The organism is Dehalobacterium formicoaceticum (assembly GCF_002224645.1).
GTDB classification, from domain to species: domain Bacteria; phylum Bacillota; class Dehalobacteriia; order Dehalobacteriales; family Dehalobacteriaceae; genus Dehalobacterium; species Dehalobacterium formicoaceticum.
Genome location: NZ_CP022121.1, coordinates 1 through 25,162, shown reverse-complemented (window position 1 = coordinate 25,162; position 25,162 = coordinate 1). Strand labels below are relative to the sequence as shown.

The 25,162-nt window shown below is 44.2% G+C and carries 25 protein-coding genes; 21 read left to right on the top strand and 4 right to left on the bottom strand.

Annotated elements, in window-relative coordinates; translation table 11 throughout:
• Positions 1-22: 22 nt before the first annotated feature.
• The 17 genes from eutL (at position 23) to CEQ75_RS00040 (ending at position 17,542) form a co-directional block, all read left to right on the top strand.
• Positions 23-679 carry an ethanolamine utilization microcompartment protein EutL gene (eutL, locus tag CEQ75_RS00120; RefSeq protein ID WP_089608538.1) on the top strand — a complete coding sequence of 219 codons (657 nt, stop codon included), beginning with the start codon at positions 23-25 and terminating at the stop codon, positions 677-679.
• A gap of 37 nt (positions 680-716) precedes the next feature.
• The gene (locus tag CEQ75_RS00115; protein ID WP_157677226.1) at positions 717-1,475 is read left to right on the top strand and encodes an ATP-binding protein; all 759 of its coding nucleotides are present in this window, start codon (positions 717-719) and stop codon (positions 1,473-1,475) included.
• 21 nt (positions 1,476-1,496) lie between these two features.
• On the top strand, positions 1,497-2,333 hold the full coding sequence (gene eutJ / locus CEQ75_RS00110; protein WP_089608536.1) for an ethanolamine utilization protein EutJ: 837 nt from the start codon (positions 1,497-1,499) through the stop codon (positions 2,331-2,333).
• Between the two features lie 48 nt (positions 2,334-2,381).
• The gene (locus tag CEQ75_RS00105) at positions 2,382-2,630 is read left to right on the top strand and encodes a BMC domain-containing protein (RefSeq protein ID WP_089612439.1); all 249 of its coding nucleotides are present in this window, start codon (positions 2,382-2,384) and stop codon (positions 2,628-2,630) included.
• A 43-nt stretch (positions 2,631-2,673) separates the two neighbouring features.
• Entirely contained in the window at positions 2,674-2,943 is a 270-nt protein-coding gene (locus CEQ75_RS00100; protein WP_089608535.1) for a EutN/CcmL family microcompartment protein, read from the top strand.
• Between the two features lie 14 nt (positions 2,944-2,957).
• A complete protein-coding gene (locus CEQ75_RS00095; RefSeq protein ID WP_089612438.1) occupies positions 2,958-4,298 on the top strand; it encodes a 4Fe-4S dicluster domain-containing protein in 1,341 nt (446 codons plus the stop codon).
• Positions 4,298-4,843 carry a BMC domain-containing protein gene (locus CEQ75_RS00090; protein ID WP_089612437.1) on the top strand — a complete coding sequence of 182 codons (546 nt, stop codon included), beginning with the start codon at positions 4,298-4,300 and terminating at the stop codon, positions 4,841-4,843. The genes CEQ75_RS00095 and CEQ75_RS00090 overlap by 1 nt, the downstream gene beginning before the upstream one ends.
• 41 nt (positions 4,844-4,884) lie before the next feature.
• Positions 4,885-5,565 (top strand): cupin domain-containing protein, encoded by a 681-nt coding sequence (locus CEQ75_RS00085; protein ID WP_089608534.1) that lies wholly within the window; start codon positions 4,885-4,887, stop codon positions 5,563-5,565.
• Between the two features lie 55 nt (positions 5,566-5,620).
• On the top strand, positions 5,621-5,920 hold the full coding sequence (gene eutM, locus CEQ75_RS00080; RefSeq protein WP_089608533.1) for an ethanolamine utilization microcompartment protein EutM: 300 nt from the start codon (positions 5,621-5,623) through the stop codon (positions 5,918-5,920).
• Positions 5,921-5,947: 27 nt separating this feature from the next.
• A complete protein-coding gene (locus tag CEQ75_RS19135) occupies positions 5,948-6,523 on the top strand; it encodes a BMC domain-containing protein (RefSeq protein WP_089608532.1) in 576 nt (191 codons plus the stop codon).
• Between the two features lie 15 nt (positions 6,524-6,538).
• A complete protein-coding gene (locus CEQ75_RS00070; RefSeq protein WP_089608531.1) occupies positions 6,539-7,984 on the top strand; it encodes an acetaldehyde dehydrogenase (acetylating) in 1,446 nt (481 codons plus the stop codon).
• A 62-nt stretch (positions 7,985-8,046) separates the two neighbouring features.
• Positions 8,047-8,673, top strand: a complete 627-nt coding sequence (pduL, locus tag CEQ75_RS00065) for a phosphate propanoyltransferase (protein WP_089612436.1) — start codon at positions 8,047-8,049, stop codon at positions 8,671-8,673.
• A 181-nt stretch (positions 8,674-8,854) separates the two neighbouring features.
• Positions 8,855-13,711 (top strand): Ig-like domain-containing alpha-2-macroglobulin family protein, encoded by a 4,857-nt coding sequence (locus CEQ75_RS00060; protein WP_089608530.1) that lies wholly within the window; start codon positions 8,855-8,857, stop codon positions 13,709-13,711.
• On the top strand, positions 13,708-14,589 hold the full coding sequence (amrB, locus tag CEQ75_RS00055; RefSeq protein WP_089608529.1) for an AmmeMemoRadiSam system protein B: 882 nt from the start codon (positions 13,708-13,710) through the stop codon (positions 14,587-14,589). The genes CEQ75_RS00060 and amrB overlap by 4 nt, the downstream gene beginning before the upstream one ends.
• A 147-nt stretch (positions 14,590-14,736) precedes the next feature.
• Positions 14,737-15,243, top strand: coding sequence for a potassium channel family protein (locus tag CEQ75_RS00050; RefSeq protein ID WP_089608528.1), 507 nt, complete (start codon positions 14,737-14,739; stop codon positions 15,241-15,243).
• Positions 15,244-15,319: 76 nt separating this feature from the next.
• Positions 15,320-16,579: an amidohydrolase family protein gene (locus CEQ75_RS00045; RefSeq protein WP_157677224.1), complete on the top strand. Its 1,260-nt coding sequence runs from the start codon at positions 15,320-15,322 to the stop codon at positions 16,577-16,579.
• 93 nt (positions 16,580-16,672) lie between these two features.
• Positions 16,673-17,542: a homocysteine S-methyltransferase family protein gene (locus tag CEQ75_RS00040; RefSeq protein WP_089608526.1), complete on the top strand. Its 870-nt coding sequence runs from the start codon at positions 16,673-16,675 to the stop codon at positions 17,540-17,542.
• A 167-nt stretch (positions 17,543-17,709) separates the two neighbouring features.
• On the opposite strand, the gene CEQ75_RS19130 is transcribed toward CEQ75_RS00040, so the two are convergent.
• The 4 genes from CEQ75_RS19130 to nudC form a co-directional block, all read right to left on the bottom strand.
• Positions 17,710-17,841 carry a hypothetical protein gene (locus tag CEQ75_RS19130; RefSeq protein WP_257912488.1) on the bottom strand — a complete coding sequence of 44 codons (132 nt, stop codon included), beginning with the start codon at positions 17,839-17,841 and terminating at the stop codon, positions 17,710-17,712.
• Between the two features lie 170 nt (positions 17,842-18,011).
• The gene (locus tag CEQ75_RS00035; RefSeq protein WP_089608525.1) at positions 18,012-19,310 is read right to left on the bottom strand and encodes an FtsW/RodA/SpoVE family cell cycle protein; all 1,299 of its coding nucleotides are present in this window, start codon (positions 19,308-19,310) and stop codon (positions 18,012-18,014) included.
• A complete protein-coding gene (locus tag CEQ75_RS00030; RefSeq protein WP_089608524.1) occupies positions 19,301-19,645 on the bottom strand; it encodes a PadR family transcriptional regulator in 345 nt (114 codons plus the stop codon). Before CEQ75_RS00030 ends, CEQ75_RS00035 begins: the two co-directional genes overlap by 10 nt.
• Positions 19,646-19,957: 312 nt before the next feature.
• Positions 19,958-20,776, bottom strand: a complete 819-nt coding sequence (gene nudC, locus CEQ75_RS00025; protein WP_089608523.1) for an NAD(+) diphosphatase — start codon at positions 20,774-20,776, stop codon at positions 19,958-19,960.
• Positions 20,777-20,934: 158 nt separating this feature from the next.
• On the opposite strand from nudC, the gene CEQ75_RS00020 reads away from it, so the two are divergent.
• From CEQ75_RS00020 to CEQ75_RS00005, 4 genes are all read left to right on the top strand, one after another.
• Positions 20,935-21,393, top strand: coding sequence for a hypothetical protein (locus tag CEQ75_RS00020; protein ID WP_242965326.1), 459 nt, complete (start codon positions 20,935-20,937; stop codon positions 21,391-21,393).
• A gap of 251 nt (positions 21,394-21,644) precedes the next feature.
• Positions 21,645-23,120: a protein adenylyltransferase SelO gene (locus CEQ75_RS00015; protein WP_089608522.1), complete on the top strand. Its 1,476-nt coding sequence runs from the start codon at positions 21,645-21,647 to the stop codon at positions 23,118-23,120.
• Between the two features lie 588 nt (positions 23,121-23,708).
• Positions 23,709-24,101, top strand: a complete 393-nt coding sequence (locus CEQ75_RS00010; protein WP_089608521.1) for a secondary thiamine-phosphate synthase enzyme YjbQ — start codon at positions 23,709-23,711, stop codon at positions 24,099-24,101.
• 102 nt (positions 24,102-24,203) lie between these two features.
• A complete protein-coding gene (locus CEQ75_RS00005; protein WP_089608520.1) occupies positions 24,204-24,785 on the top strand; it encodes a hypothetical protein in 582 nt (193 codons plus the stop codon).
• Positions 24,786-25,162 lie beyond the last annotated feature (377 nt).

Genomic DNA, 25,162 nt, shown 5'->3' with positions numbered 1-25,162 from the left:
AAGCATAGGGGAGGTTTATAAAATGGCAATTTTAGAGCCGGTAAAGGCAAAAGTTCTTGCTGTCCGGTATATTCCCAATGTATCACCGGGGTTGGCTCAAAGCATGAACCTGAAACCGGGACAAAACAGTATCGGATTTTTTACCTGCGACATTGATGATGTGGCCTATGCGGCCATTGATGAGGCAACAAAGAAAGCGGCTGTGGAAGTGGTATATGCCGACTCCTTTTATGGCGGGGCAGCTAATGCCAATACACCATTAGCAGGGGAATTTATCGGTATTTTAGCGGGACCCGATCCGGCGGAAGTTCGTGCCGGTATTGATGCTGCTTTGCAATTGATTGAAAATGATGCTTTCTTTTATACAGCCAATGAGGAAGGGACGATATCTTTCTTTGCTTACACCATCTCCCGTACGGGATCCTATTTATCCAAGGGTGCCGGGGTGAGTGAAGGGGAACCCATCTGTTATCTCATTGCTCCTCCCTTGGAAGCAACCTATGGGGTGGATGCAGCCCTTAAGGCCGCAGATGTAAAAATGGGTGTTTGGTATGGGCCTCCTAGCCGGACTAACTTTGGCGGTGCTCTGCTCACAGGATCCCAAAGTGCTTGCAAAGCAGCAGCTGATGCTTTTCGTGATGCGGTCGTCAGTGTTGCCCGTAATCCCATTGAAGGATAATAGTTCTTTGACCAGAACAGATAAGGAGGTGGGATCAATGAGAGCGATCACGGAAACCGAACTGCGGGATGAATATCGTAAGAACGAATTTACTTCCTTTACCCTTCCGGAAGGAAGCCGCTTAACACCTGCTGCGGCCCAGTTTCTTAGTGAACGGAGGATTGCTGTAAATGGAAATTCGACCTCTGCAAAAAACGGGGATGGGCAGGAAAAGCTTCTGGGGGAAGCAGGAAGCCAGACTCAATATAAAAGGTATCAGGTATCGGAAATTAAAGAAAAGCCGGAGCAGATGACCCATTTGAATGGCCGTGAAATGGTCTACAAGAATCATCCCCGGATTAAATTTCGTGGGCGTTTGGATACCTTTGAGGCCTTATTGATCAACGGGATTATTGAGTTCGAAGGAGTCGGGTATCAGGAAGTGGGACGGGATTTAAGAGAAATTTTAGACTATGTGCGACAAATGCTCCGGGCAGAGGTAAAGAACGAGCCCTTGGTGCCGATCAGTTTTCACGGATGGTCTGCGGAGGAAATCCGAACCCGCTCCCATTTTCCCCAAAAGTATTTTGGGGTAAATCATCTGTTGCCTGATCCTGCCCAGGGATCATATATGGCACGGTTAAATTATCTTAGAACCCAAGTGCGGGAACTGGAATTATCCGCCATGGATGCCTTTACCGTTGCTCCGGAAGTAGTAGAACGGGAAGATATTATTCAAGGATTAAACAGGTTAAGCAGTTTGCTTTATATAATGATGGTTCAACTCGTATCCGGTCACTATCGGATAGGGTGTTGATATAGATAGGAGAATATCGTCATGGACTTCTTAGAGGATGCGAACCAGTTGATCAAAAGGTTTGAAGAGACAATGACTCACCCTGCTTCAGTAAAAAAGGGGGCGAAACTTTTTACCGGTGTGGACTTGGGGACCGCCTATATTGTGCTGGCTGTGGTGGATGATCAAGGTCGGCCGGTCACAGGAGCCATGCGTTATGCTGAGGTTGTTAAAGACGGACTAGTCGTTGATTTTGTGGGTGCGAGAAAAATTGTGCAAGAACTAAAGGGAGAAATTGAAGAGAAGCTGGGTGTAGAACTTTTAGCAGCTGGGGCAGCCTATCCCCCGGGTACTGTAGGGGGAGATCAAAAAGCTATTCAGTATGTAGTGGAAGGCGCCGGCTTTGATGTGACTCATCTGGTGGATGAGCCTACGGCAGCTAATTATGTTTTAGGGATTAAAAACGGAGCCGTGGTGGATATCGGAGGAGGAACCACCGGGGTGGCGATTCTCAAAGAGGGAAAAGTCATTTATGTAGCTGATGAGGCTACCGGAGGAACTCATTTCACTCTGGTGGTATCAGGAGCATATGGGATCCCATTTGAAGAGGCTGAACAATTAAAAACCAATCCGGAACGGCAGAGGGAATTATTTCCGGTGCTCAAGCCGGTGATGGAAAAAGTAGCTACCATTATTAAGAAGCACGTTGAACCTTATAAAATCGATAATATCTATCTTGCCGGCGGCACCAGCTGCTTTCCGGGCATTGAAACGATTGTGCAAAATGAGACGGGCATTCCCGCTTGGAAGCCCAACAATCCTTTCTTGGTTACGCCCATGGGTATCGCCCTCAGTTCCCAAAAACAGGAGGAGGCGTAAACGGTGTCGGTTAAAATTCAGTTTATTAAATCTCCTTCTCCCGGTACCATGGCAATTCTGGCCCGGAGAAGAACGGGCAATGTACAAAGTCATCATGCTCCCGGTGCTGTTGGTCTGGTGCAAGGAGCTTTAGTTGATATGATTACCGCGGCAGACGTGGCGGAAAAGGCAGCGCAGGTTGAAGTGGAGGAAATCAGAGGTATTTGTCCCCAGCATGTCACCCTGATTGCCATCTTCGGTACCATTGCCGATGTAGATGCTGCCCTTAAGGCGGTTACGGAATTTTTCAACTCCTGAAAAAGATATAGAGCCGGTTGTATGGGGAAGGCAGGTGGATAAAATGTTAATTGGTAAGGTTATTAATAGTATCTGGTCTACGAGGAAAGACGAATCCCTTAAGGGAGCAAAATTTATGATTGTGCAGCTTCAAGATACTCCTGAAAAAGACAAAGGCAGAATCATTGTGGCCTTGGATATGATTGGGGCAGGTATTGGGGAAAGGGTTTTAATTACCCAGGGGAGCTCGGCTCGGCGCATGCCGAATTTTAAAGATGCTCCTATTGATGCCACAATTGTGGGCATCATTGATGAGGACCAGCAGGATGTTTGATCGAGGTGAAAGTTATGCGTGAGGAAATTATTAAGAAAATTAAAGATGGTGGTGTAGTGGGCGCTGGCGGTGCCGGGTTTCCTACCTATGTTAAAGTTAACGCCGGAGCGGAGCATGTAATTGTCAACGGCGCGGAATGCGAGCCGCTGCTCCGTGTCGACCAACAATTGATGGCTGAACAGGCAGAAAAGATGGTCCGAGGATTGGAAGCTGTGATGCAGGCGGTGGGGGCATCACTGGGCACCATCGCATTAAAAAGTAAATATCATGAGGCGATTGAAGCCCTGGAAAAAGCGATAGCCGGTAAACCTTTAAAGCTGTTTATTTTAGGTGATTTTTATCCCGCCGGGGATGAGCATGTCACAGTCTATGAGGTGACAAAGAAGATTATTCCTGAAGGGGGGATCCCCTTAAAAGTTGGCTGCGTGGTAGACAATGTAGAAACATTAATCAATGTGGCAGATGCCTTAGATGATGTCCCGGTGACAGACACTTATCTTACAGTGACAGGTGAGGTGCCCAATCCGATCACTTTAAAATTGCCCATCGGAATGACCATAGCGGAAGCATTGGCTTTAGCCGGGCAAAGGAATCTGGAGGATAAGCTGGTGGTAGAAGGTGGTCCTATGATGGGCAAGGTGCTGGAGGACTTCGACCAGCCTATTACCAAAACGACGAAAGGATTGATCCTTCTTGCTGCTGATCATCCCATGATGAAGGTGCGCAGCATGTCCCTGGCCACGATCATCAAGCATGCCAAAGCTGCATGTATCCAGTGCCGAAGATGCACGGATCTTTGCCCTCGTCATATGCTGGGCCATAAGTTGAGTCCCCATCGTATTATGCGGGGATTGAATTATATGGATGGTGAACTGGGCGTGATGAAAATGGCTTTAAGCTGTACCGAGTGCGGTGCCTGTGAATATGCTTGCAATATTATGCATCTCTCTCCCCGACGCATTAATGCCATGATCAAGATGGAATTGGGTAAAAACGGCATTAAAGCCGATCCCCATAATCGGGAAGAAGAGGTGACTCCCACCAGGGAATATATGAAAATCCCCGTAAAACGGTTGGTAGCTTCTTTAGGTTTAATGCCCTACAATGTGGCAGCGCCTCTGACAGAGGTGGATTATGCACCTCAAAAGGTCACGATTCCCCTAAAGCAGCATCTTGGTGCTCCAGCCCAGCCTTTGGTAACAGTAGGGCAAAGAGTTGACAGGGGTGCATTAATTGGCGGAATTCCCGAAGGCGCCATGGGTGCCAATGTGCATGCCAGCATCAGCGGGGTTGTGAGAGAGGTATCAGCCAATATTGTCATTGAAGCAGACGGGGATGGAGGTGGTAGACCGTGATTCGGACCATTGGTTTTGTAGAATTTAACAGTATTGCCAAAGGAATTGAAAGTGCAGATGCCATGCTGAAAACGGGGCAGGTTGAGATTATTATCAGCCGTCCCATTTGTCCAGGAAAATATATTACCATGGTGTGGGGTGATGTTGCAGCTGTGGAAAGTGCCGTTAAGGCCGGTGTAGCAAAAGGAGACATCCATGTCATTGATGATTTTGTCCTGCCCAATGTGCACCCCCAGGTAATTCCGGCTTGTTCCGCCGGGAGTTCCGTGGTGGAAGTAGCTGCTCTGGGTGTGCTGGAATCTTTCTCTGTAGCTACGATGATTGTAGCAGCTGATGCAGCAGTGAAAGCCGGTGACGTGGATTTAATCGAAATTCGCATTGGTATGGGTTTGGGTGGGAAGAGCTTTACAACCTTGACCGGAGACGTAGCGGCGGTGAATTCGGCGGTGGAAGCGGGGTCAAAAATTGCTGCAGATAAAGGATTCCTGGTACAGCAGGTGGTAATTCCCTCACCTCATAAAAACTTGATCTCCAGTATTCTTTAATTCTTTTATGATAAAATTGATAAAATCAGGGAGGTGAAAAAGTGAAGACTTTAATTACGGCGAATGATGTCAAGAGTTTGGCAAGTACCGGTAAAAAGACTCACTATATTGAACCGGGTACAATTATCACGCCGGCAGCGAGAGATGCAGCCAGTGAATGGGGCATTACTTTTGAAACCGGAACCGCTCCCAAAGATCCTTCGGCATGTACCCAGCCATTTATCATGGACAGTCAGGCAGAAACGAAATCAGCCCCTCGGGATGTAGACCCGGCGATGATTTCTAAGATTGTGCTGGAAGTGATGGCCCGGCTGCCCCAATTATCTTTACCCCCCATGGAAAGGGAAGTGGATCCGGAAACGGGTTTTGCTTTGATCAAGGGCAGCTCTGTGGTCTGTGAAGAGTTTAATACGGGAAATCCCAAAGACAAAGTAGGGATCAGAGAGATACTTACCATCAAGGAAAGCCCCAATATGGCCGCGGGCTTTATGACGATTGAGGATTCCACCTTTGATTTTCATTTAAAATATGACGAATTTGATTATGTGGTGGAAGGAACTTTGGAGTTTATTGTGAACGGCAAGAAATATACAGGGCATCCGGGGGATGTATTCTTTATTCCCAGGGATACCAAGGTGACCTTTACGACTCCTGATAAATGCCGTTACTTTTTTGTTACCTATCCAGCCAATTGGGCGGAACTGGCAGATTATCAGAAATAATTTCTATAAATCCTGATGAATAAACCATAAATTTTAAATTTGGGGAGGTAAATGAATTATGACAAGTGCATTAGGTATGATTGAAACCAAAGGTTTGGTAGGTGCCATTGAGGCAGCAGATGCCATGGTAAAAGCAGCGAATGTTTATTTAATTGGTAAGGAACATGTGGGCGGCGGACTGGTTACCGTGATGGTCCGGGGAGATGTAGGCGCTGTGAAAGCCGCTACCGATGCCGGTGCGGCAGCTGCCCAAAGAGTTGGTGAATTGATCTCAGTTCATGTTATCCCCCGTCCTCATGCAGACGTGGAAATGATTCTGCCCAATGACTACAAGAAGGCTGATAAAGCTGAATAAGATTGACGGATAAAGGGGTTGGGGCAGATGAAAAACCAAGCGCTGGGGATGATTGAAACCAGAGGTTTGGTCCCGGCAATTGAGGCTGGGGATGCCGGAGTGAAAGCCGCAAATGTGAAACTTTTAGGATATGAAATCGTTGAAGGCGGGCTGATAATGGTTGCTTTTGCCGGGGATGTTGCTGCTGTCCAGGCCAGTGTCAGTGCCGGCAGTGCCGCTGCAGCCAAGGTTGGCCTTGTCATCAGCCAGCATGTAATTCCCCGGCCGGAAGTTGACATCAAAATGGTTTTCAAAGGAAAATTAGAAAAACCGAAAAAACCGGAGGATGATCCTATTCCGCCGCATTCTTCGGGGCATACATGTTCAGATGCAAATGATGAGTTTAATCAAACCATAACCAACAAGGAGGCGGAGACTGAGGGCTCCTTTGGGGTTCAGGAAGGTACTGAAGAAAATGATGCTTTAGCTTTTATGACGGTAGGAGAACTCCGGAGACTGGCCCGGGAAACGCAGGGTATTGCCATCCAAGGGCGAGAAATATCCAGGGCCAATAAAGAGCAGCTGATCAAGGAAATTCTTCGAGCCCGGGGTGAGCAGCAGTAAGAAAGGAGCTAGGTAATGGCACTAGATTATGATCTTAGTTCCATCCAGGAAGCCAGGGATTTAGCCCGCAAGGCGAAAGAAGCTCAAAGGATATTAGAAGGTTACGATCAGGAGCAAATTGATCGCATCGTAGCTGCCATGAGTGAAGCCGCCGTAGCGAATGCCGAATGGTTAGCCCGCATGGCCGTGGATGAAACGAAATTCGGAATTTTTCAAGATAAGGTAAAGAAAAATCTCTTTGCTGCTAAAAATGTTTATGAATTCATCAAAGATATGAAAACAGTAGGGATTCTTTATGAAGATACCCGGAATAAGGTGATTGAAGCAGCCTATCCCATGGGCGTGGTCATGGGTATTATTCCTTCTACCAACCCTACGTCTACTGTAATCTATAAATCCTTGATCTCTATAAAATCTGCCAATGGCATTGTTTTTGCGCCTCACCCTAATGCCAGCCGGTGTATTAATGCGGCGGCTCAGGTCATGCATGAGGCCGCTGTCAAAGCCGGTGCACCGGAAGGTATTATCGGCTGCGTTACCAAAGTGACCATGGCGGCGACAGATGCCTTGATGAAACATGATGATATTTCGGTGATTTTAGCGACCGGCGGACCCGGTTTGGTCAAAGCAGCCTATAGCGTGGGCAAACCTGCCTACGGAGTAGGTGCCGGGAATGCACCGGCTTTTATCGAACGGAGCGCGCATATTAAAAAAGCAGTTTCCGATATTATGACAGGGAAAACCTTTGATAATGGCGTGATTTGTGCCTCTGAGAACTCTGTACTAATCGACGCGCCTATTAAAGATAAAGTTGTGGCAGAATTTGAAGCCCAGGGAGCCTACTTCTTATCTAAAGAAGAGGTAGAAAAAGTAAGCCGGGTCGTTATGACACCGAAGGGTGGCATGAATTCATCTTGTGTCGGAAAAGAACCAAAAGTGATTGCGGAAAAAGCAGGCATTTCCATTCCGGAAGGAACCAGGATTTTAATTGCCCCTCTGGAGGGTTATGGTCCGGGCTTTCCCCTGTCCTATGAAAAATTGACTACTGTGTTAGCCTGTTATACTGTGAAGGATTGGGAAGAGGGCTGTCTCTTGGCCATTGAACTGCTGAATTTGATGGGTGCAGGACATACTTTCTCCATCCATTCTCAGGATGATGCTATTATTCGGGAATTCATCCGAAAACCAGTGTCCCGAATTTTAGTGAATACTCCTGCTTCTCTCGGGGGCATTGGTTACACCACCAAACTGGCTCCTTCCCTAACCTTGGGTTGCGGAACTATTGCCGGGAGCAGTACTTCTTATAATGTTACCCCCATGCATTTGATTAATATTAAAAGAATGGCTTATGGAGTCAGCGAAGCAGTAGCTTCAGAAAGGGGCAATTGTTCTTCGGGGACAGTGAGCACGGAGGATATTGCTGCAATCGTGAAAAAAGTCCTTGCAGAATTGAAAGGATAGATTCAAAGGGAAAAAGGCAGGTGATCCGGTTGGACAAAGGACAGCTGGAGGAGATTGTTAAAATGGTATTAAGGCAGCAATTGAGCAAGGAATGCTGCGATCAGCCACTGATGAAAGAAGATAAAAAAATCCCGATTGGGATTTCCAATCGGCATGTCCATCTTTCCGGGCATGATTTGGAGATTCTTTTTGGAGGAAATGCCACCCTGACCAGGTTTAAGGATCTTTCTCAACCTGGACAATTTGCTTGTGCCGAAAAAGTGACCTTGGTAGGACCTAAAGGTGTGATTGAAAATGTCCGCATTTTGGGTCCAACCCGTAACAGAACTCAGGTAGAGATATCCGTGTCCGATTGCTTTAAATTGGGGGTAAAGGCTCCCATTCGGGATTCCGGGGATTTGTCAGGATCTGCCGGGTTAACCCTGGTGGGTCCGGCGGGATCAGTCACGGTCCCTGAGGGATGCATCATTGCGGCGAGGCATATTCATATGCATCCCAAGGAGGCAGCCCGTTTCAATGTCAAAGACGGTGAGCGCATCAATGTGCAGACAGAGGGTGCACGAGGTGTCGTTTTTTGTGAAGTAATGGTGCGGGTAAGTGAGGAGTATAACCTGGAAATGCATGTGGATATGGATGAGGCCAATGCTGCTTCATTAAAAAATGGTGATTTCGTAAAGATAATTGATTAGTATTGGGCTCCGCTTATCTGAAAGGATGATGCGGAGCTTAACTATTCTTAGGAATGGGCAGGCAGGAAAATGGCAAACGGTATGGAATAAATTTATATGTGAAACATAACAGGGAACATTTTAAATTTATTCTGCGTCTAAAAAGCAGACCAAATTATCCTAAGCGACTGGGGAGAAGAATATGAAAAGGAAAATTGCTTTTTTTGTCGTCATCATCGGACTGATTGTAGCCAGCGTTGTTTTTTTCTTCATTGATAAAGGACAGCAGCCTTTAGATTTAACCAGTGCCTTGGCTGCTGAAATTAATCTGGAACCAACCCAGGCTGATCGTGCCGGAGTGGATCCTGCTTCTCAATTTTTAGTAAAAACATCAACCTACATTGATCCTAAGATTGTGGCGAAAAATATTTCAGTGCAACCGGAAATTGAATTTAATGTTGAGGAACAAAAGAATACCAATCAAATTAAGCTTATTCCCAATGCTCCCCTGGCAGAAAATAAGGTTTACCGGTTTACCTTGGATTTGCCTGGCTCCAGTCCTTTGAAATGGGCTTTTCAGACCAAGGGTACATTTAAAGTGAACAGTACCCTGCCCCGGGATCAATCAACGGGGGTACCGACAAATACCGGCATAGAAGTGACTTTCAGTCATGCCGGTTTTGCAGATTTGAATAAATACTTTGAAATTACACCCCAAGTCAAAGGACGGTTTGAAGAGCACAAAAAAACCGCGGTTTTTGTACCCGATAGTTTACAACCGGGAACGGTTTATACGGTGAAGGTGAAAAAAGGCCTCAAGCTCGCCGGCAGTGATGTGGCTTTGGCGGAGGATCTGGTCTTTCAATTTGAAACACAAGACCCAACTCAACATAATACCAATGATGCTTATATTGAGTTTTATAATAATACCATGGAATTTCCCAGCACAAGCGCACCGGTGCTTCCGATCGGCTATTATTCTGCCAAAGGAAATGCAGCACCCCAGGTAAAGGTCTCCTTTTTTAAATATCAGAAGGGAGAGGATTATATCAAGAGCATCCAGGAACGAGAAAAAATACCTTCCTGGGCATATTTCAGCCGCGGTGTTTATCAGGCAGAGCATAAGGGATTAGAAAAAGTCTTATCCTTTGACACTGATTTAAAAAAATACGGCGGGGAGCATTTTATCGAATTGCCCCAAACTCTTACGCCTGGATATTATCTGGGGGAAGTATCGTTAGGTACTATGACCCGTCAGGTATGGGTGCAGGTAACAGACTTAGCGGTTTATGCCGCAGTAGGAGAGGACGAAACCTTAGTCTGGGCCCACAATCAGTTAAATGGTGCGCCTTTAACAGAGGGAATCGTTTCTTTATCCGGTCATGTGGGCGAAGGTAAGACAGATGAAAATGGATTGGTATCCATGCCTACCCCTCCCCTGGAAAATAATAATGCTTATGTAGTGGTAAAAGGGAAAGATCAGGAAGCCGTTGCTGTTTTAAAACCTACTTGGTTTGGCCCCCTCATGGGAAATCAAGATCAGACTGAAGCTTCAACCCAGGATTATTGGAAATATATATATTTGGATCGCGGCCTTTATCAACCGAATGATACGGTTTCTTTTTGGGGTCTGGTTAAAAGCAGAAAGGAAGGACTTAAACAGCCCGGTCAGTTAACTGTTGCCTTGACCCAATGGAAGGAAAGCCAGGAGGAAGTAATTTTAGAAGAAAAAATGCTGCCGGTGGAAAATCAGGTTTTCAGCGGAGAGATGAAGCTGCCTAATCTGATCCCGGGCTACTATCAGATCACGGTGCGTTTGGATGATCTAACCCTAATGCAGCAAGGGTTTGATGTACAAACCTATACCAAACCCTCCTATCGTATTGACGTGGAAACAGAAAAAAATGCTGTTTTTGTCGGCGATACCTTGGACATCAATGTGGCTACAGCCTGCTTTGAAGAAACACCTGTGCCTCGGGTAAAGTTAAATTATTATTTGGATCAGCCGGGAGAAATAACCACAGATGAACGCGGCCAGGGAAAGATCACTTACAAACCTACGTATCAGTCGGAATACTCTGACGTGGTTCAGTATCGTTATCTATCCATCAATGCCACATTGCCGGAAAGCGGACCGATCTCTACGGCAACTTCCATAATTGTTCTCAATAATGATCTGGAGATTGAGGCGGAGGGAGCCATTCGTGATCATCAAGGTCAGGTAAATATTACCACGGATCGGCTCACGGTAGATAAGGTAAATCAGGGAGAGAAGGATTATTGGGAAGAAGATGCCTTCTTTTTGGAGAAAGCAGTACGGGTGCCTGTTACGGTTGCAGTTTTTCGTCAGGAGTGGACCCGGGAAGAAGATGGAGAGTATTATGATTTCGTCAATAAAAAAGTAGTTCAGAAATATCGCTATCAGGAACGGAGAGTTCCGGTGACTATGGAACAGGTGGTGACAGACAATACCGGAAAGGCCCGGTTCAACTTTAAAGCGGAAGAAGAAAAATCCTATTATGTAGAATTGAGCGCCATGGATGGTAATAATAACCAAACGGAAAATGAGATATTTCTCTTTGGCGGGCAAAACCCTCAAGATGAAAACAATAATTGGTATTACCTGGATGACGGGGAGTTCGGGGCAGCAAGATATCAAGAGGGAGAAAACGTGCGCTTAACGGTAAAGAATAATGAACAAAAGCTTCCTGATCGGGAAAATGGATATCTTTTTTATACGGCAAAAAGAGGGATCATGGATTACCGGATTCAGGATACCGGAGTTTATAGTGCCAAATTTAATCGCAGGGATATCCCCAATTATTGGGTTTCAGGCGTTTATTTCGATGGGAAAAATTATCATATGACACCGGAACAGCTGGTTGCCTATGATGAAAAGGCCAAAGCATTAGATATCAAAATCACCACTGACAAAAAAGAATACCGACCACAGGATAAGGTGCAGGTCAATGTAGAGGTTAGAGATCAGAGGGGTCGTCCCGCACCGGCCACAGTTAATTTGAATTTAGTGGATGAGGCCTTGTATCAGCTCAGTCCTCAGGAAGTGAACCTGCTGGGCTCCATCTACAGTGATTATATTTCCAGCGGGGTAATTTTAACCGGCAGTACCCATCAGGATCCCACACGTTTTAGCGGCGGCGGTGCTGAACATGGGGGAGAAGGCGGATCCGGCAGGCAAGACTTTAAGGATACTGCTTTCTTTGAAACTATCCATACCGGTGCCGACGGAAAAGCCACAGTTACATTTACCGTACCGGATAATCTTACTTCGTGGCGCTTGACCTATCAAGGGATTACCCCGGATCTGGAAGGGATGAGCGGAACCGCAAAAATCAATGTACGCTTGCCTTTCTTTACGGATCTGGTATTGAATGAGAATTATCTGGCCGGAGACCGGCCGGTGATTAACCTGCGTTCTTTAGGGTCTGCCCTTAAGGTTGACGCACAGGTGAATTATCGGGTGCAGGTTGTTGAGGAAGCCGGGAAAAAGGAAATTTTATCGAAAAATCTCTCTGCTTCGGCCTTTGATACGGTACCGGTACAGCTACCTGCTTTAGAACCGGGGGACTATCAAATCACCGTCCGCGCAGCAGGGAATAGATTGGAAGACACCATTACCAGGACATTTCAGGTGGCAGAATCTTATATGACCCAGGAGAAAGTTAACTTTGCCCCTTTAACGACGGAGAGTAAGGTGGAGGCAGCCACGAACAAACCGGTGACTATTACCTTTGCGGATACTACGCGCAGTCAATATTTATCCGCTCTTTGTTCTTTGGCCTATCTGGAGGGCAGCCGCATCGAACAAAAATTGGCGCCCTACGTGGCAATATCGTTGCTGCAGGAGCATTTTGAAGAATTTACAGGATTGCCTGATGAATTGGAGAAATTGGATCTTTCCTCTTATCAAACCCCAGATGGCGGGATTGCAATATTACCCTATGGGAGCAGTGATTTAGAAGTCAGCGTGCTGATTGCTCCCTGGTCAGAGGAATATTTTGATGTGGATGCCCTAAAGTCTTACTTCTTTAAGATCATTAATGATCCCCAAGAAAGCAGGGAAAGAGGTATCATGGCCTTGTATGGGTTGACCTCTCTGGAAGAGCCGGTACTCCAAGAAGTGGTTCTGGCAGCTAGTGAAAAGGACTTAAGCCTTACAGAAAAACTGTATCTGGTGCTATCCTTAAACCAATTGGGCGATGAACAACCGGCCAGGAAGATTTTAAAGGGACTGCTTCAGGAATATGGAGAAACCAACGGTCCCTATATGCAAATAAACAGCGGTAATAATAAGGATGATATGACAAAGTTGACCGGTCTTACGGCTTTGGCAGCGGGCAGACTAAACTTTGCGGAAAGCAGCCTTCTTCTGCGTTATGTCATGGAAAATCCTCCTCAAAATGAACTGAATTATCTGGAGCAAATCACATTTATTGAGGAAGGCTTGGATAAAATGACGGATGTAAGTACGAGCTTTACTTATATTCTGGAAGGCAAGAAAAAACAGGTTAAATTGCCTGCGGGAGAAATCCATTCCCTGACTTTAACGCCTGATAAATTAAAAGCCTTGTCCTTTGAGAATATTCAAGGAAAAGTTGGTATGACCTGGAACTATCAGGAAAAATATACTCCTCTCAAGAGCAGTTCCACAGAAGGGGTCACCATTGCCCGGGACTACCTGGTGGCAGGAAAAACCACCCGCCAGTTTAATGCCGGTGATTTGGTCGAAATTAAAGTCTCATGGAATATCGGGGGCAAGGCGCCCGATGGTGTCTATCAGATCACTGATTACCTTCCTTCAGGACTAAAACTGGTGGAGAGGCCCTATGAATGGGGTGTGACAAAACATGATATCGGCTGGCCCATTGAGGTGGAGGGACAAAAAGTAGCTTTTGCGGTCACGGAGAAAGGATCTTTTAATTATTACGCCCGGATTGTCAATCCTGGTAGTTTTACAGCCCAAAACATGACATTGCATCATGTAAAGAGTGGTAAAATTTATAGTATGACAGCAACGGATAGGGTGGAAATCAAATGATGAAAAAAATACTCCTGGTCGCAGTAATCATTTGGGCAGCAATTGCCTATATTGCGCTCAGCGGGGATCGGACAGGAACCAGTGTTCAGCCTGGTTCCTTCCCCCCCGTACATCCCAATGCTTTTTTTCAAACGGGTAATTTCTACACCGGGGAATTTCCTGAAGGCCCTGATTTAGAAAATATTCGCGGCGGAGTCATTCCCCATCACCTGGTGGCGGACAAGCTGATTGCCCGGGTGTTTGATACGTTGAAGGATCAAAAACCGGACACGATTATTCTATTAGGACCTAATCATAGTAATGAAGGGGGCCGAATAGTGACCAGTTCCTTGGGCTGGCAAACGCCCTTTGGGGTGGTGGATGTGGATGAAAAACTATTAAAAAGCCTTCGTCAAGCTTCTTCCTCCGTACAAGTAAATGACGAAATCATGAGTGTGGAACATGCGATGGGCAATATCATGCCTTTCATCAAATACTATCTCCCGGAGACCAAGGTGTTACCAATCATTTTCCCCAATAATTTTTCTCGGGAAGAGGCGAATGTTTTAGGAGAAAAAATTGCCGGGATCATGGGTGATAAGACGGTTGTTTTGGCATCAGTGGATTTCTCCCACTATTTAAAATGTGATGAAACGGAGCTGAAAGATCAAGAAACCATTCAAGCCTTAAAAGAGAGGAATTTAGGACGTATTTTTACCATGAATGACGATTATCTGGATTCACCTGCAGCCATCGGCGTTTTATTTACAGCAATGAACAAATTGGGCAAGAATGACTTTGCCGTTCTCAATCATACCAATTCCGGTGTGATCCTGGGTAATAAAAATATCGCCACGACCAGTTATATTACCTTGCTTTTTGGCATAGAAAATAAGTAAATTTCTAATTGACGCAAGTTCTTAACTTGCTAAGTGATTTTCTTAGCAAGTTTTAGAACTGCTAATGCATGACTTAGTTGGCGTTTGACTCCCGTCTAATGAGGCGGGAGGCTTACGCCAAGTTAGTCAGGTGAAAAGGTGGCATCTGTGGCCAAAAAGCTAAGCCCCAAGGGTGAAATCATGTTTTTGCTCACTATGTTTTTATTTGCCATACCCATCAGCGATTTCTTGTTGGGTTTTTTTGGCGTACCCGGTATTTTGGCGGCATTGATCAGCATTTTACTCATCCTGATCCTGGCCTTGGTTTTTTATCAAAAAATTCTCATGATTGACCGCGTATTTATTGCCATTCTCTCCATGCGTTGTTTAAAAGAATTTGTCATGATCGTTGTTTTGGTCTATGGCTTGGTGATTGTAGCCTTTGCTACTTTTTATTATTGCGTGGATAGATTTTATTACCCCACATCCTCTTATTTTAAATGGTTTTATTTTAGTGTCATTACTTTAACAACGGTAGGCTACGGTGATGTGACACCCATAAATGGGTTGATGCAGTTTTTGGTATCCTTAGAGGCCTTTATCGGATACATTTTATTGCCTATCATTTTCACCATTGGCCTTAGATTGATTCTGAAAGATAAAAATGGCTATTAAAAGCAGGAAATTTTTCTGTCATAAACCCTAAAAACTCGACATAATGCTTATCACGAACATAAAGGAGGGAAATTGTATGGCAGGAAAAACGTTTTATGATGTTCATTGTCATGTGATGAATTTAAGTCATCCTAATTTTCTGGCATTTTTACGTCGTTTTGAACCGACTCTATTAGATCATCCTATTAAAATTTTTTTTGGTGCCAATTTAGCAATGCTTTCTTACCTGGTATTTCATACTTTCAGTCCCCGTACTCTGACTCGAATTTTAAATACCATGGGGGTCACGGATCTGCTCAATCGAGTAAAGAATCTATTAGTGATCATGGAACATGATGCCGCTTCTGTATTTCAAATGCTGGATCGGGAAATGCATCAGGAATTATTAGAAGGAAGCCGGTTGTCTTTAGGAAATTTTCACTATGATAAAATTGTGCTTACTCCTTTAATGATGGATTTTGGGTATAAGAATATGACCAACCCAGCCATTTATTATAATGCTATTCCGGTGCAAAAACCGATCGTTGAGCAGGTCCTGGATCTTTTTAATGGGATTCGCACCTATTATCAGGGAAAAGAAACCAAGGAAAGATTCTTTCAGGTTTATCCCTTTTTAGGGATTAATACAAGCAACTATACCATGGAAAAAGTTGAGAAGATGCTGGATAAATATTTTGGAGAGTATTCTGGAAATCCTTTAGAGTTAGAAGCAAACCAGGGAAAATTTAACGGCGATATTGACAGCATGGGCAGTAATTTCTTTTCCGGCATTAAGGTTTATCCTCCTTTAGGTTTTGACCCCTGGCCGGAGGATCCGGAGGAACGGAAAAAATCTGAGTGTCTTTATGAGTTTTCCTCGTGTAAACGTATACCGATCACAACCCACTGCAGCAATGGAGGCTATCGGATTATCGATACCAAGGATGCAGAGTTATACAGTTCACCTGCCAGATGGGCATTGGTTTTAAAAAACTTCCCGGAATTAAAGCTGAATTTTGGCCATTTGGGAAATCAGGAGGGCAAGGGGAAAAATAAATGGGCCCAGGATATTTTTTCCTTAATCGATCAATATGAGCACGTATATACGGATTTTTCCTGCCGGGGCTTTGATGATCAGTATTATCGCTCCTTAAGGAAAATGATTGCCCAAGGGGATTCGGGCTTGAAAAAGAGACTGGCAGAGCGGATTCTTTTTGGCTCCGATTTTTCCATTAATTTATTATGGATGAATTCCTACAGCAATTATTTAAAAATATTCCGTGATACGCCATACTTTTCTCAGCAGGAGAAAGATGTTTTTTGCTCTCAAAATCCGGAAAGCTTCCTGTTTAGCTGAAAAATTGCAATTGGGGTTAAGCAGGAATTCTTTTCAAGGAGCGCGAAAGGTGTTAGAATAATGAAAAAGCTGGTGTGACGGAGTGTGAATGAAATGGACTTTTTATCCTTTATTAAGACCAAACAACCTGTCATCTTTGATGGCGGTATGGGAACTCAATTAGCTCGTTACGGCCTGGAACTTAGCGGCGGGGTCAATAACCTAATTCATCCGGAAACTGTTTTAAAGGTTCATCAAGATTATGTGTCCAGCGGGGCTGATGTCATCACCGCCAATACCTTTACCATGAATCCCATTTATCTGAAAACCCATAACGTGCAGGTTGATATGGCGGAGGTCAACCAAGCCGGCGTGCAACTGGCAAAAAGATCAGGTGCCCGTTTCATATTGGGTGATATGGGGCCTACCGGTCAATTGATGGTACCCTTCGGGCCTTATACGGAGGAGGAGATCATAACCGGTTATCAGGCTCAGGGCCGGGTTTTGGCTGAAGCAGGAGTGGATGGTTTTATTATTGAAACCATGATGGACCTTAAAGAAGCTCTATGCGCATTAAAAGCCTGCAAAGAAGTTTCCCGCCTGCCGGTGGTGGTATCCTTTACACTATCTTCTAAAGATTCCGGCGGTCGCACCATGATGGGGCAAACCCTGGCGGAGTGTGCTGCGGCTGTGGAGCAAGCCGGAGGAGATGTGATTGGTACCAATTGCGGGGACTTAGATCCGGAAGAAATTGCAGATATTATCGCAGAGCTTAGAGAAAAAACAACATTACCTATTTTGGCCATGCCCAATGCCGGTAAACCGAAGCTGGTAAAAGGGGAAACCATTTATGACATGACCCCCGAGGTCTTTGCTCAAGGTGTGCTGAAATGTTTCCAAGAAGGAGCTTCCCTGGTGGGGGGCTGCTGCGGCACTACCCCGGAGCATATCAAAGCATTAACTGAATTATTTGCAACGCGGTAAATTATATCTTGGCCATAAAGAAAACTTGGCTTACGCCAAGCCGAAAGCTTAGCGGAAGCCTTAGTTGCTCTTATACTTTCAACCTTTTAAAAGTTATATTTCCGAAAGTATAAATAAGGGGCTGGTAAAAAATTCTTTACCAACCCCTTATATTTTAAAAAGGTTATTTATTTTTTGGCATAGGCCAGCAAAATAATGTCATTTTTTCCCCCTTGCTGATTGACCATTTTTTCAGCCTCCTGAATTTTGGTTAAATCCTGGTCGCTTAAAGGAGCAAATATCATTTCATCTCGGTTCATTTTATTCACCTCCCTTTTGTCTGATCTTGGTGGATCACTCTCTGATAGTATCAACCAATTCTCCCAATCTATTCAGAGATCATCATGGGTAACACGGAGGTGACAGTTTTTAAAAATTGCCAGGGAAATGATTGGGGACAAAGGCCAATGTATGACAAAGAATTAATCGATCATTGGCAGTTTTGAGAAACATTTCTTCGCTTAAAAATGCTTGAGATCATCCCCACTATGACGGCATTAATGATCAGCTGAGAACCGCCGTAACTGATAAAAGGCAACCCGATGCCACTGATGGGGGCTAATCCTAAATTCATCAAGATATTCCACAAAAATTCTACTGTCAGAATAGATACAAAGCCACTGATGAGCAATTTGGCATAATTATTCTTCACAATCCTGGTGATTCGTGCAATACGGACAAGAAACAAAACAGTTAAAGCAATCAGCAAAATGCCGGCGATCCAACCGAAAGTATATGTAATAAAGGAGAAAATAAAATCTGTATGAAGATCTGGCAATCCTTGGGGAGCAAAGGTGAGTCCTTGACCGAAAAGCCCTGCATCCTCAATAATTTTATTCAACTGTGTGTTTATATACCCGCTTCCATGTGGGTCGCTGCCGGGGTTTAAAAATATCAGGAGTCTATCTATTCTATAAGGCACCGTAAAAACAGACAGGATGATCATCGCGATAAATGGGACTGAGATGAAAAGCAGCCTTTTTAATTTTGCCCCTGAGGCAACCATCAAAACCATGCTTGCTACGGCATAGATAACGCTTGAAGAAATAGAAGGTGCTCCCAGCATCAGAATCAATGGCACGGCACATAAGGCTACACCTTGCAGAAAGTTAAACGTGTTGTCCCAATCCCATTTATTAAAGATCCCAGCCAATGCTATGATAAATAATATGGGACTAACTGCCACAACGTTAAGGCTTAAGGAACCTAGCGTTAACCAACTGCTGCTGCCATTGTATTGAATTCCAAATAAAACTGTATAAGTAAGAAGTGCAAGTGTTCCCAGATAAATATGTTTAGAATACCTCTCCAATTTTTTATAACTGAAAAAGTAGAATCCAATCATAATAATGAAACTTATCAATGAAAAGAGCAAACTTCTTTCAAATATAGGGATATTATGTGAGAGCAAACTTTGTTTCTGAATAAAATACAAGGACAACAATCCCGTGTTGATAAAAAGAAGAGAAATCAGTAAAATACTCCATTCCGGTTTTGGTTTATGAACTTTATTCAGCTGTTTCCCAACCATATCAGCATCGCCCATTTGAACAACAGCCTTCTCAGCAGCCTCCTTTTCAGAAAAGCCTTGGGCTAAATGCTCTTCTATAATTTCCTGGATATGGGCTTCCAGTTCCAGTTTTACATCCGGATGAACATCACGGAATTTAACTTGGGCGCATACCTTGTTCACATAATCCTGGATGATGCGATTGTTAATTAGATCCACGCCAAAACCTCCCTCTTTAAAATTTTATCAACGGCCCCGCGGAAGCGCACCCATTCTTGTTGTTGTTCTTTTAAATGAGCTTTACCTTTTGTCGTCAATTGATAGTATTTTCTTTTCCTGCCGCCTTCTTTACCCAACCAGTAGGATTCAATCATGCCTTTAGATTCTAAGGCGTGAAGAATGGGATAAAGTGTCCCTTCTTTAAAAAGGAAGATTCCGCCGGATTCCTGTTCAATTTCTTTAATCATCTGATAGCCATACATAGGCTCTCGGTCCAGCATACTTAAAACTAAAACAGCGGTGCTGCCCCTAAGCATTTCCTGATTTACCGACATTTTGTTCTGCCTCCTTTCATAATACATCCTAAATCGATGCATTGAATATCTATGTATTATCATACAGGATTTTCCCCGCCTATGCAATAGAGTTTTGTATATTCTTTTGCAGTAGCACCCTGTTTTTCTAGCGAACTCGTTCAGCCAAAGCTGAACATATGGGCTTCAGATGGGGAATCTATCCTAATTGGAGTAATAATAGGAACTCCCACTTATAGAAGTGGGAGTCTTGGAATTTGAAAACATAGAAAGAAAAGACGGTTGGTATAAAGGAAGGATAAGGGAATTCTTTCTCCAAAAATTCCGATAATCTTAAAATCGGTTTTTAAACCATTCGATTAAATGATGAGCGATGCTGATATTTCCCGGAGTTGCCGGCAGCTCATCCTTGCAAAACCAATCAGCTTCGGCAATCTCCACCCCATCCACCTGAATTTCTCCGCTTTCATACTCTGCAGTGAAACCCAGCATCAAAGAATTGGGGAAAGGCCAGGGTTGGCTGCCAAAATAGGTGATGTTCTTGACCTTGATCCCCACTTCCTCCATAATTTCTCTTCGTACACAGTCCTCCAAGGTCTCTCCTGCTTCAACAAAACCGGCGAGGACACTATAAAACTTGGAAAGGTTTTGCTTGTTCCGGGCAAGAAGGATTTTATCGTCCTTGACCACCGCTACAATCACCGCCGGAGCCATATTGGGGTAACTGATCAGACCGCAATGAGGACATTCTTTGGCGATTTCGTTAGTTTTATTTTGGGTGGGTGTAGCACAGCGGCCGCAGAAGATATGGGTCCGATGCCAATTCATGATTTGAAAGGCTCGGCCGGCTGCCCAAAATACATTATCCTCCACAGCATCGAAAAGTCCCCGCAGTCCGACAAAATTTAGGTTCTTCGGCTGCAAAGGCGGATAATCCGCAGGCAGCTCCGCAATATAACTGGGATGATCGTTGATAATTCCGATATAGAGTTTTTTATCTATGATGATGCCGTGATTATCTAAATCTAAAGGTGTGGGTATAATCAGGCGGTCATTATTTGTTTCCACCAATATTTTTTCCTGATAAAAGGCAAAGATCAGGGGCTGATTCCACTCCTGGGACAGCTTATTGGTTTGATAGATTAAGTTCATGAGGAGTCATTCCTTTTTTGTTTTGTATAGATTAATCATACTATTTTTGTGGGGAATTAGCCATAAAAATTATGTTAAGAAAAGCTGGTAATCTGGAACATTTGAACGAAAAAGACGTCTAACTACAATAACGATCAAATTGACAAGGGGGGAGAGGCATGACGATGGTATCAATTTTAATACCGGTTGCAATTATCGCAATCATATTAATAATTATTGCGGGAAGTAAAATAGAGCATCTAGAAGGAGGGGAAGACATGATTAAAAAAGTTTATTTGTATTTAGTTCTTTTTACCACATTAATGATGATGATCGGCGGGAGTATCGGGGTTTTCATGGCTGCTTCTGATATCATCAGTCCTGCTCCTTATTACCAGTCTTTTGCTGAATATCGTCAGTATGGCGGCGAGATTAAGCCGGATCCCTCTGGAGAAGGAGAAATTAAGTTGTCTGATGAGGAATTACGTGCCAGATATGATGAGATGGCAGCATCAGAAAAAGAAAGGCAGATTTTGAGGGCTAAGAACAGTTTGTTCAGGAGTTTCGGTTGGGTCTTGATACCATTACCTGTTTTTATTTTTTTCCAAAGACAGTTAGCGAGAAAAGAACAGTTATAATCACGATCATAAGGTGAGATAAATTCAATAATCATAAGTAAATAGATACGATGACATCGTATAAAACTAACACCGGTCGGGGAAAATTCCCTGGCCTGCGTTTTTTTATGAATGAATTAATATGCACTAATTTTATTGGTTTTGCTGAAATACTGGAAACATATTTTGGTATCGTTCGGGTATAGATTAAGCCGCAAGAAAGGGTATAATAAAAAAGATAGAATAAAGGATGGAAAAGGAAAGGAGCTGCCATGACAGTATGCAAAGAAATAATAAAAACTGGATGGAACTTTGATAACAGTTATGCTCGTCTTCCGAAATCATTTTTTACCAGGCTCGATCCAACGCCTGTACGGGCACCTGCATTGGTTATTCTAAATGATCCTTTGGCTGAAACTTTAGGCTTAAACATTCAGGCACTGGACGGCGATGAGGGAGCAGCGGTTTTTGCGGGTAACCGGATTCCTGAGGGTTCCATGCCTCTTGCCCAAGCATATGCGGGCCACCAATTCGGGCATTTTACCATGTTAGGAGACGGTCGGGCTCATCTCCTTGGCGAGCAGATCACGCCCCAGGGTGAACGTTTTGATATTCAGCTCAAGGGCTCAGGCAAAACACCTTATTCCCGAGGGGGAGATGGCAGGGCGGCACTGGGGCCAATGCTCAGGGAATACATCATTAGTGAAGCCATGCACGGATTAGGTATTCCGACCACCCGCAGTTTAGCCGTTGTGACAACCGGTGAGTCTTTGATTCGGGAAACTTTGCTGCCCGGTGCCATTTTAACCCGGGTGGCAGCTAGTCACATCAGAGTAGGTACCTTTCAATACCTTGCTGCATGGGGCACAGCTGAGGAACTGCGCACTCTCGCCGATTACACCTTGCAAAGACACTTCCCGGAGGTAAAAATTGATGGGAACCTCTATCTTTATTTGCTTCAAGAGGTGATGAAACGTCAGGCCAAGCTGATTGCCAAGTGGCAGTTGGTTGGCTTTATCCACGGGGTCATGAACACGGACAACATGGTTCTTAGTGGGGAAACTATTGATTATGGCCCTTGTGCTTTTATGGATACCTATGATCCCAAAACGGTATTTAGTACCATCGATAGACAAGGCCGCTATGCCTATGGCAACCAGCCCAATATTGCTGCTTGGAATCTGGCCCGATTGGCCGAAACCCTTTTGCCCCTCATTCATGACAATGAGGAGCAAGCCATCAGCATGGCCCAAGAGGTGATTGCCAATTTTTCGGAATTGTATCATGATCATTGGCTCAAAGGAATGCGGAGGAAATTAGGTTTGTTTAATGAAGAACCGCAGGATGAATCATTGATAGAAATGCTCCTCAATATGATGGAGAAGTATCAAGGGGACTTTACTAATACCTTTCGGGCTTTAACTCTTGATCAGACCGAGGACACGGTTCTCTTTGGCACCGAAGAATTTGCTGTATGGCATAAGCAGTGGCAGGCAAGATTAAGCAGGCAGCAGCAGTCTAAAACTGCTTCCCGTCAATTAATGAAAGAATCCAATCCTGCAGTCATTCCCCGAAATCATCGGGTGGAAGAAGCATTGGAAGCGGCGGTAAAAGACGGGGACTATCAAGTGATGGGGCGCCTTCTTGATGTCCTTAAGCATCCCTATGACTATAGCTCCAGACAGGATGAATTCTCTCTGCCTCCCGAACCATCGGCCTGCTCTTACCGAACCTTTTGCGGTACTTGATTCGGAAGCATTCAGGGCGCAAAAGCCGTCATTGAGAGGATCCAGAATCCAAGAATAAAGGATTAAGACTGTATATCTATTATGCAAAATATGGTATAATGATGCCAGATGATCTGCACCGTGACATGCTCCCGCCTCTAAGGCGGAGGTAGAATCGATGTACGTGATTAAAATAATCGCGGAAGGAGATGGATGACGTGAAATCTCGCTGTGAAAGCTGTAAATTTCGTGCTTACGCAGAAAAGAAACCTCGATCTCTACTGGGTAGATTATGGCATTGGCATACCGGCTGGTGCCCCGGATGGAAAGCGTATCAGAAAGAACTAAAGAAAGAAGTGTAAAGAAGCGTAAAAAATTGCAAAGAAATGTAATGAAAAGATTACAATAATCATTACGGAAAACCTGCAGTAAATACTGTAGGTTTATTTTTCTCAAAAATTATCAACATAATTTACGTCATTTATTTATTAAGGCAAGAAAAAGAATGATCAAACAAGATACTTTAAAATTAGCAGATCTGGGGAAATAAGTAATTGTTCAATTGTGCAGGCTATAAAAAGAGGGAAAAAGAGATGGAGGATTTAGCATATGGAGCATCAAATAAAAACTGGTAATGCCCAGGAATTGATCGATATTACAAACATCATTCAAGATGAGGTAAGAAGGAACCAAATAAAGGAAGGCATTGCCGTTGTATTCGTTCCTCACACCACCGCCGGCATTACCATCAACGAAAATGCTGATCCTGATGTGATATATGATATTTTAACGGGCTTAAACAAGGTATTTCCGGAACTGAATGGATACCGACATGCTGAGGGTAATTCCCATGCCCATATCAAATCATCCCTTTTTGGTTCTTCCGTGACCGTCATCATTGAAAATGGAAAGCTGAAGCTGGGCACCTGGCAGGGTGTTTATTTCTGTGAGTTTGACGGCCCCAGAACCCGAAAAATTTACATCAGCTTCATAAAAAACTAAGCGGATATGCTTTCTGCCGATTGCTCACACGTTGGCAGTATAATTGGAGCAAGAATTAACAATAATAGATTTATCAAATTGAATCTCTGAGGGAGCATGCAGGTGAGATACAAGATAACTCCCGGAATACTTTCCGGGCTAATTGGTGCGGTTGTTGTTGGTTTTGTAGGTATGGCTTTGAAGGCTATGGGAGTTTCGGATCGGATTTATATCGACCTTGCTAAAACCATCATCCTGTCTGAGCCAAAACCGGGATTAGCTGCTCTTATTGTTGGTTGGCTTGCCCATCTGACCATCGGTTCCGTACTTGGCGCGGTAGTGTGCTTTTTTATCAGTATGACATCAAGTAGATTTTGGATTTTAAAAAGCTGGGGCATCGGTATCTTGAGTTGGTTCGTCCTTTTGGCTATGGGTACCATCACCAGGCTGCCCCTATTTGGCGATATCCCCGCAAAAGCTGCTCTCACTCTATTTGTAGGAGCTGCCCTTTGGGGACTGACTAATATTTACGCGTTAAAGAAAATTACGGATGACTTTCAGAGCATAACTCATAGCGGACAGGAAGGAAGCAAAAGGGTTATCAGTTATGGGACATTCCCTGCACCGGCCAAAAAGGCGGAACCGGTTAAAAAGATAGTGAAGAAAGAAAAAATCAGGTTAATTAGACCGAAAAAACTAAAATAAGGTAAAGGAAGCAGAAAGGGAAGATCCCATCTTAGCACTGGGATTGTCCTGGCCTTTGAACAACAAACCCCCGATTCAACCAATTCTTGGAATAATCAATTACTGAACCCCTAAGCACATTGACAAAGTCGGAATCAAATACAACCTTAATTCCCTGGATCTCTTCTATGAGATCTTTTTTTTGATGTAACTCATCCAGAGTCACTTTTAATTTTGGGCCGCATCAGCTATGGCCGGCAAAGGCAATACGTAACATTACGTTTTGTGGATTTTCAAACCTTTTCCTGCCTTCTTCAAACTTTTCCAGGGCGCGATCTGTAATTGTAAACATTTCATTTTATCCCCTTTTCCATATTACATCTTTTTGGTTCGTTTAG

What these genes read in the sequence shown, in the direction of transcription:
- eutL (WP_089608538.1), top strand. Translation starts at nt 23, where the DNA reads ATGGCAATTTTAGAGCCGGTAAAGGCAAAAGTTCTTGCTGTCCGGTAT.
- CEQ75_RS00115 (WP_157677226.1), top strand. Translation starts at nt 717, where the DNA reads ATGAGAGCGATCACGGAAACCGAACTGCGGGATGAATATCGTAAGAAC.
- eutJ (WP_089608536.1), top strand. Translation starts at nt 1,497, where the DNA reads ATGGACTTCTTAGAGGATGCGAACCAGTTGATCAAAAGGTTTGAAGAG.
- CEQ75_RS00105 (WP_089612439.1), top strand. Translation starts at nt 2,382, where the DNA reads ATGGCAATTCTGGCCCGGAGAAGAACGGGCAATGTACAAAGTCATCAT.
- CEQ75_RS00100 (WP_089608535.1), top strand. Translation starts at nt 2,674, where the DNA reads ATGTTAATTGGTAAGGTTATTAATAGTATCTGGTCTACGAGGAAAGAC.
- CEQ75_RS00095 (WP_089612438.1), top strand. Translation starts at nt 2,958, where the DNA reads ATGCGTGAGGAAATTATTAAGAAAATTAAAGATGGTGGTGTAGTGGGC.
- CEQ75_RS19135 (WP_089608532.1), top strand. Translation starts at nt 5,948, where the DNA reads ATGAAAAACCAAGCGCTGGGGATGATTGAAACCAGAGGTTTGGTCCCG.
- CEQ75_RS00070 (WP_089608531.1), top strand. Translation starts at nt 6,539, where the DNA reads ATGGCACTAGATTATGATCTTAGTTCCATCCAGGAAGCCAGGGATTTA.
- pduL (WP_089612436.1), top strand. Translation starts at nt 8,047, where the DNA reads ATGGTATTAAGGCAGCAATTGAGCAAGGAATGCTGCGATCAGCCACTG.
- CEQ75_RS00060 (WP_089608530.1), top strand. Translation starts at nt 8,855, where the DNA reads ATGAAAAGGAAAATTGCTTTTTTTGTCGTCATCATCGGACTGATTGTA.
- amrB (WP_089608529.1), top strand. Translation starts at nt 13,708, where the DNA reads ATGATGAAAAAAATACTCCTGGTCGCAGTAATCATTTGGGCAGCAATT.
- CEQ75_RS00045 (WP_157677224.1), top strand. Translation starts at nt 15,320, where the DNA reads ATGGCAGGAAAAACGTTTTATGATGTTCATTGTCATGTGATGAATTTA.
- CEQ75_RS00040 (WP_089608526.1), top strand. Translation starts at nt 16,673, where the DNA reads ATGGACTTTTTATCCTTTATTAAGACCAAACAACCTGTCATCTTTGAT.
- CEQ75_RS19130 (WP_257912488.1), bottom strand. Translation starts at nt 17,841, where the DNA reads ATGAACCGAGATGAAATGATATTTGCTCCTTTAAGCGACCAGGATTTA.
- CEQ75_RS00030 (WP_089608524.1), bottom strand. Translation starts at nt 19,645, where the DNA reads ATGTCGGTAAATCAGGAAATGCTTAGGGGCAGCACCGCTGTTTTAGTT.
- nudC (WP_089608523.1), bottom strand. Translation starts at nt 20,776, where the DNA reads ATGAACTTAATCTATCAAACCAATAAGCTGTCCCAGGAGTGGAATCAG.
- CEQ75_RS00020 (WP_242965326.1), top strand. Translation starts at nt 20,935, where the DNA reads ATGACGATGGTATCAATTTTAATACCGGTTGCAATTATCGCAATCATA.
- CEQ75_RS00015 (WP_089608522.1), top strand. Translation starts at nt 21,645, where the DNA reads ATGACAGTATGCAAAGAAATAATAAAAACTGGATGGAACTTTGATAAC.
- CEQ75_RS00010 (WP_089608521.1), top strand. Translation starts at nt 23,709, where the DNA reads ATGGAGCATCAAATAAAAACTGGTAATGCCCAGGAATTGATCGATATT.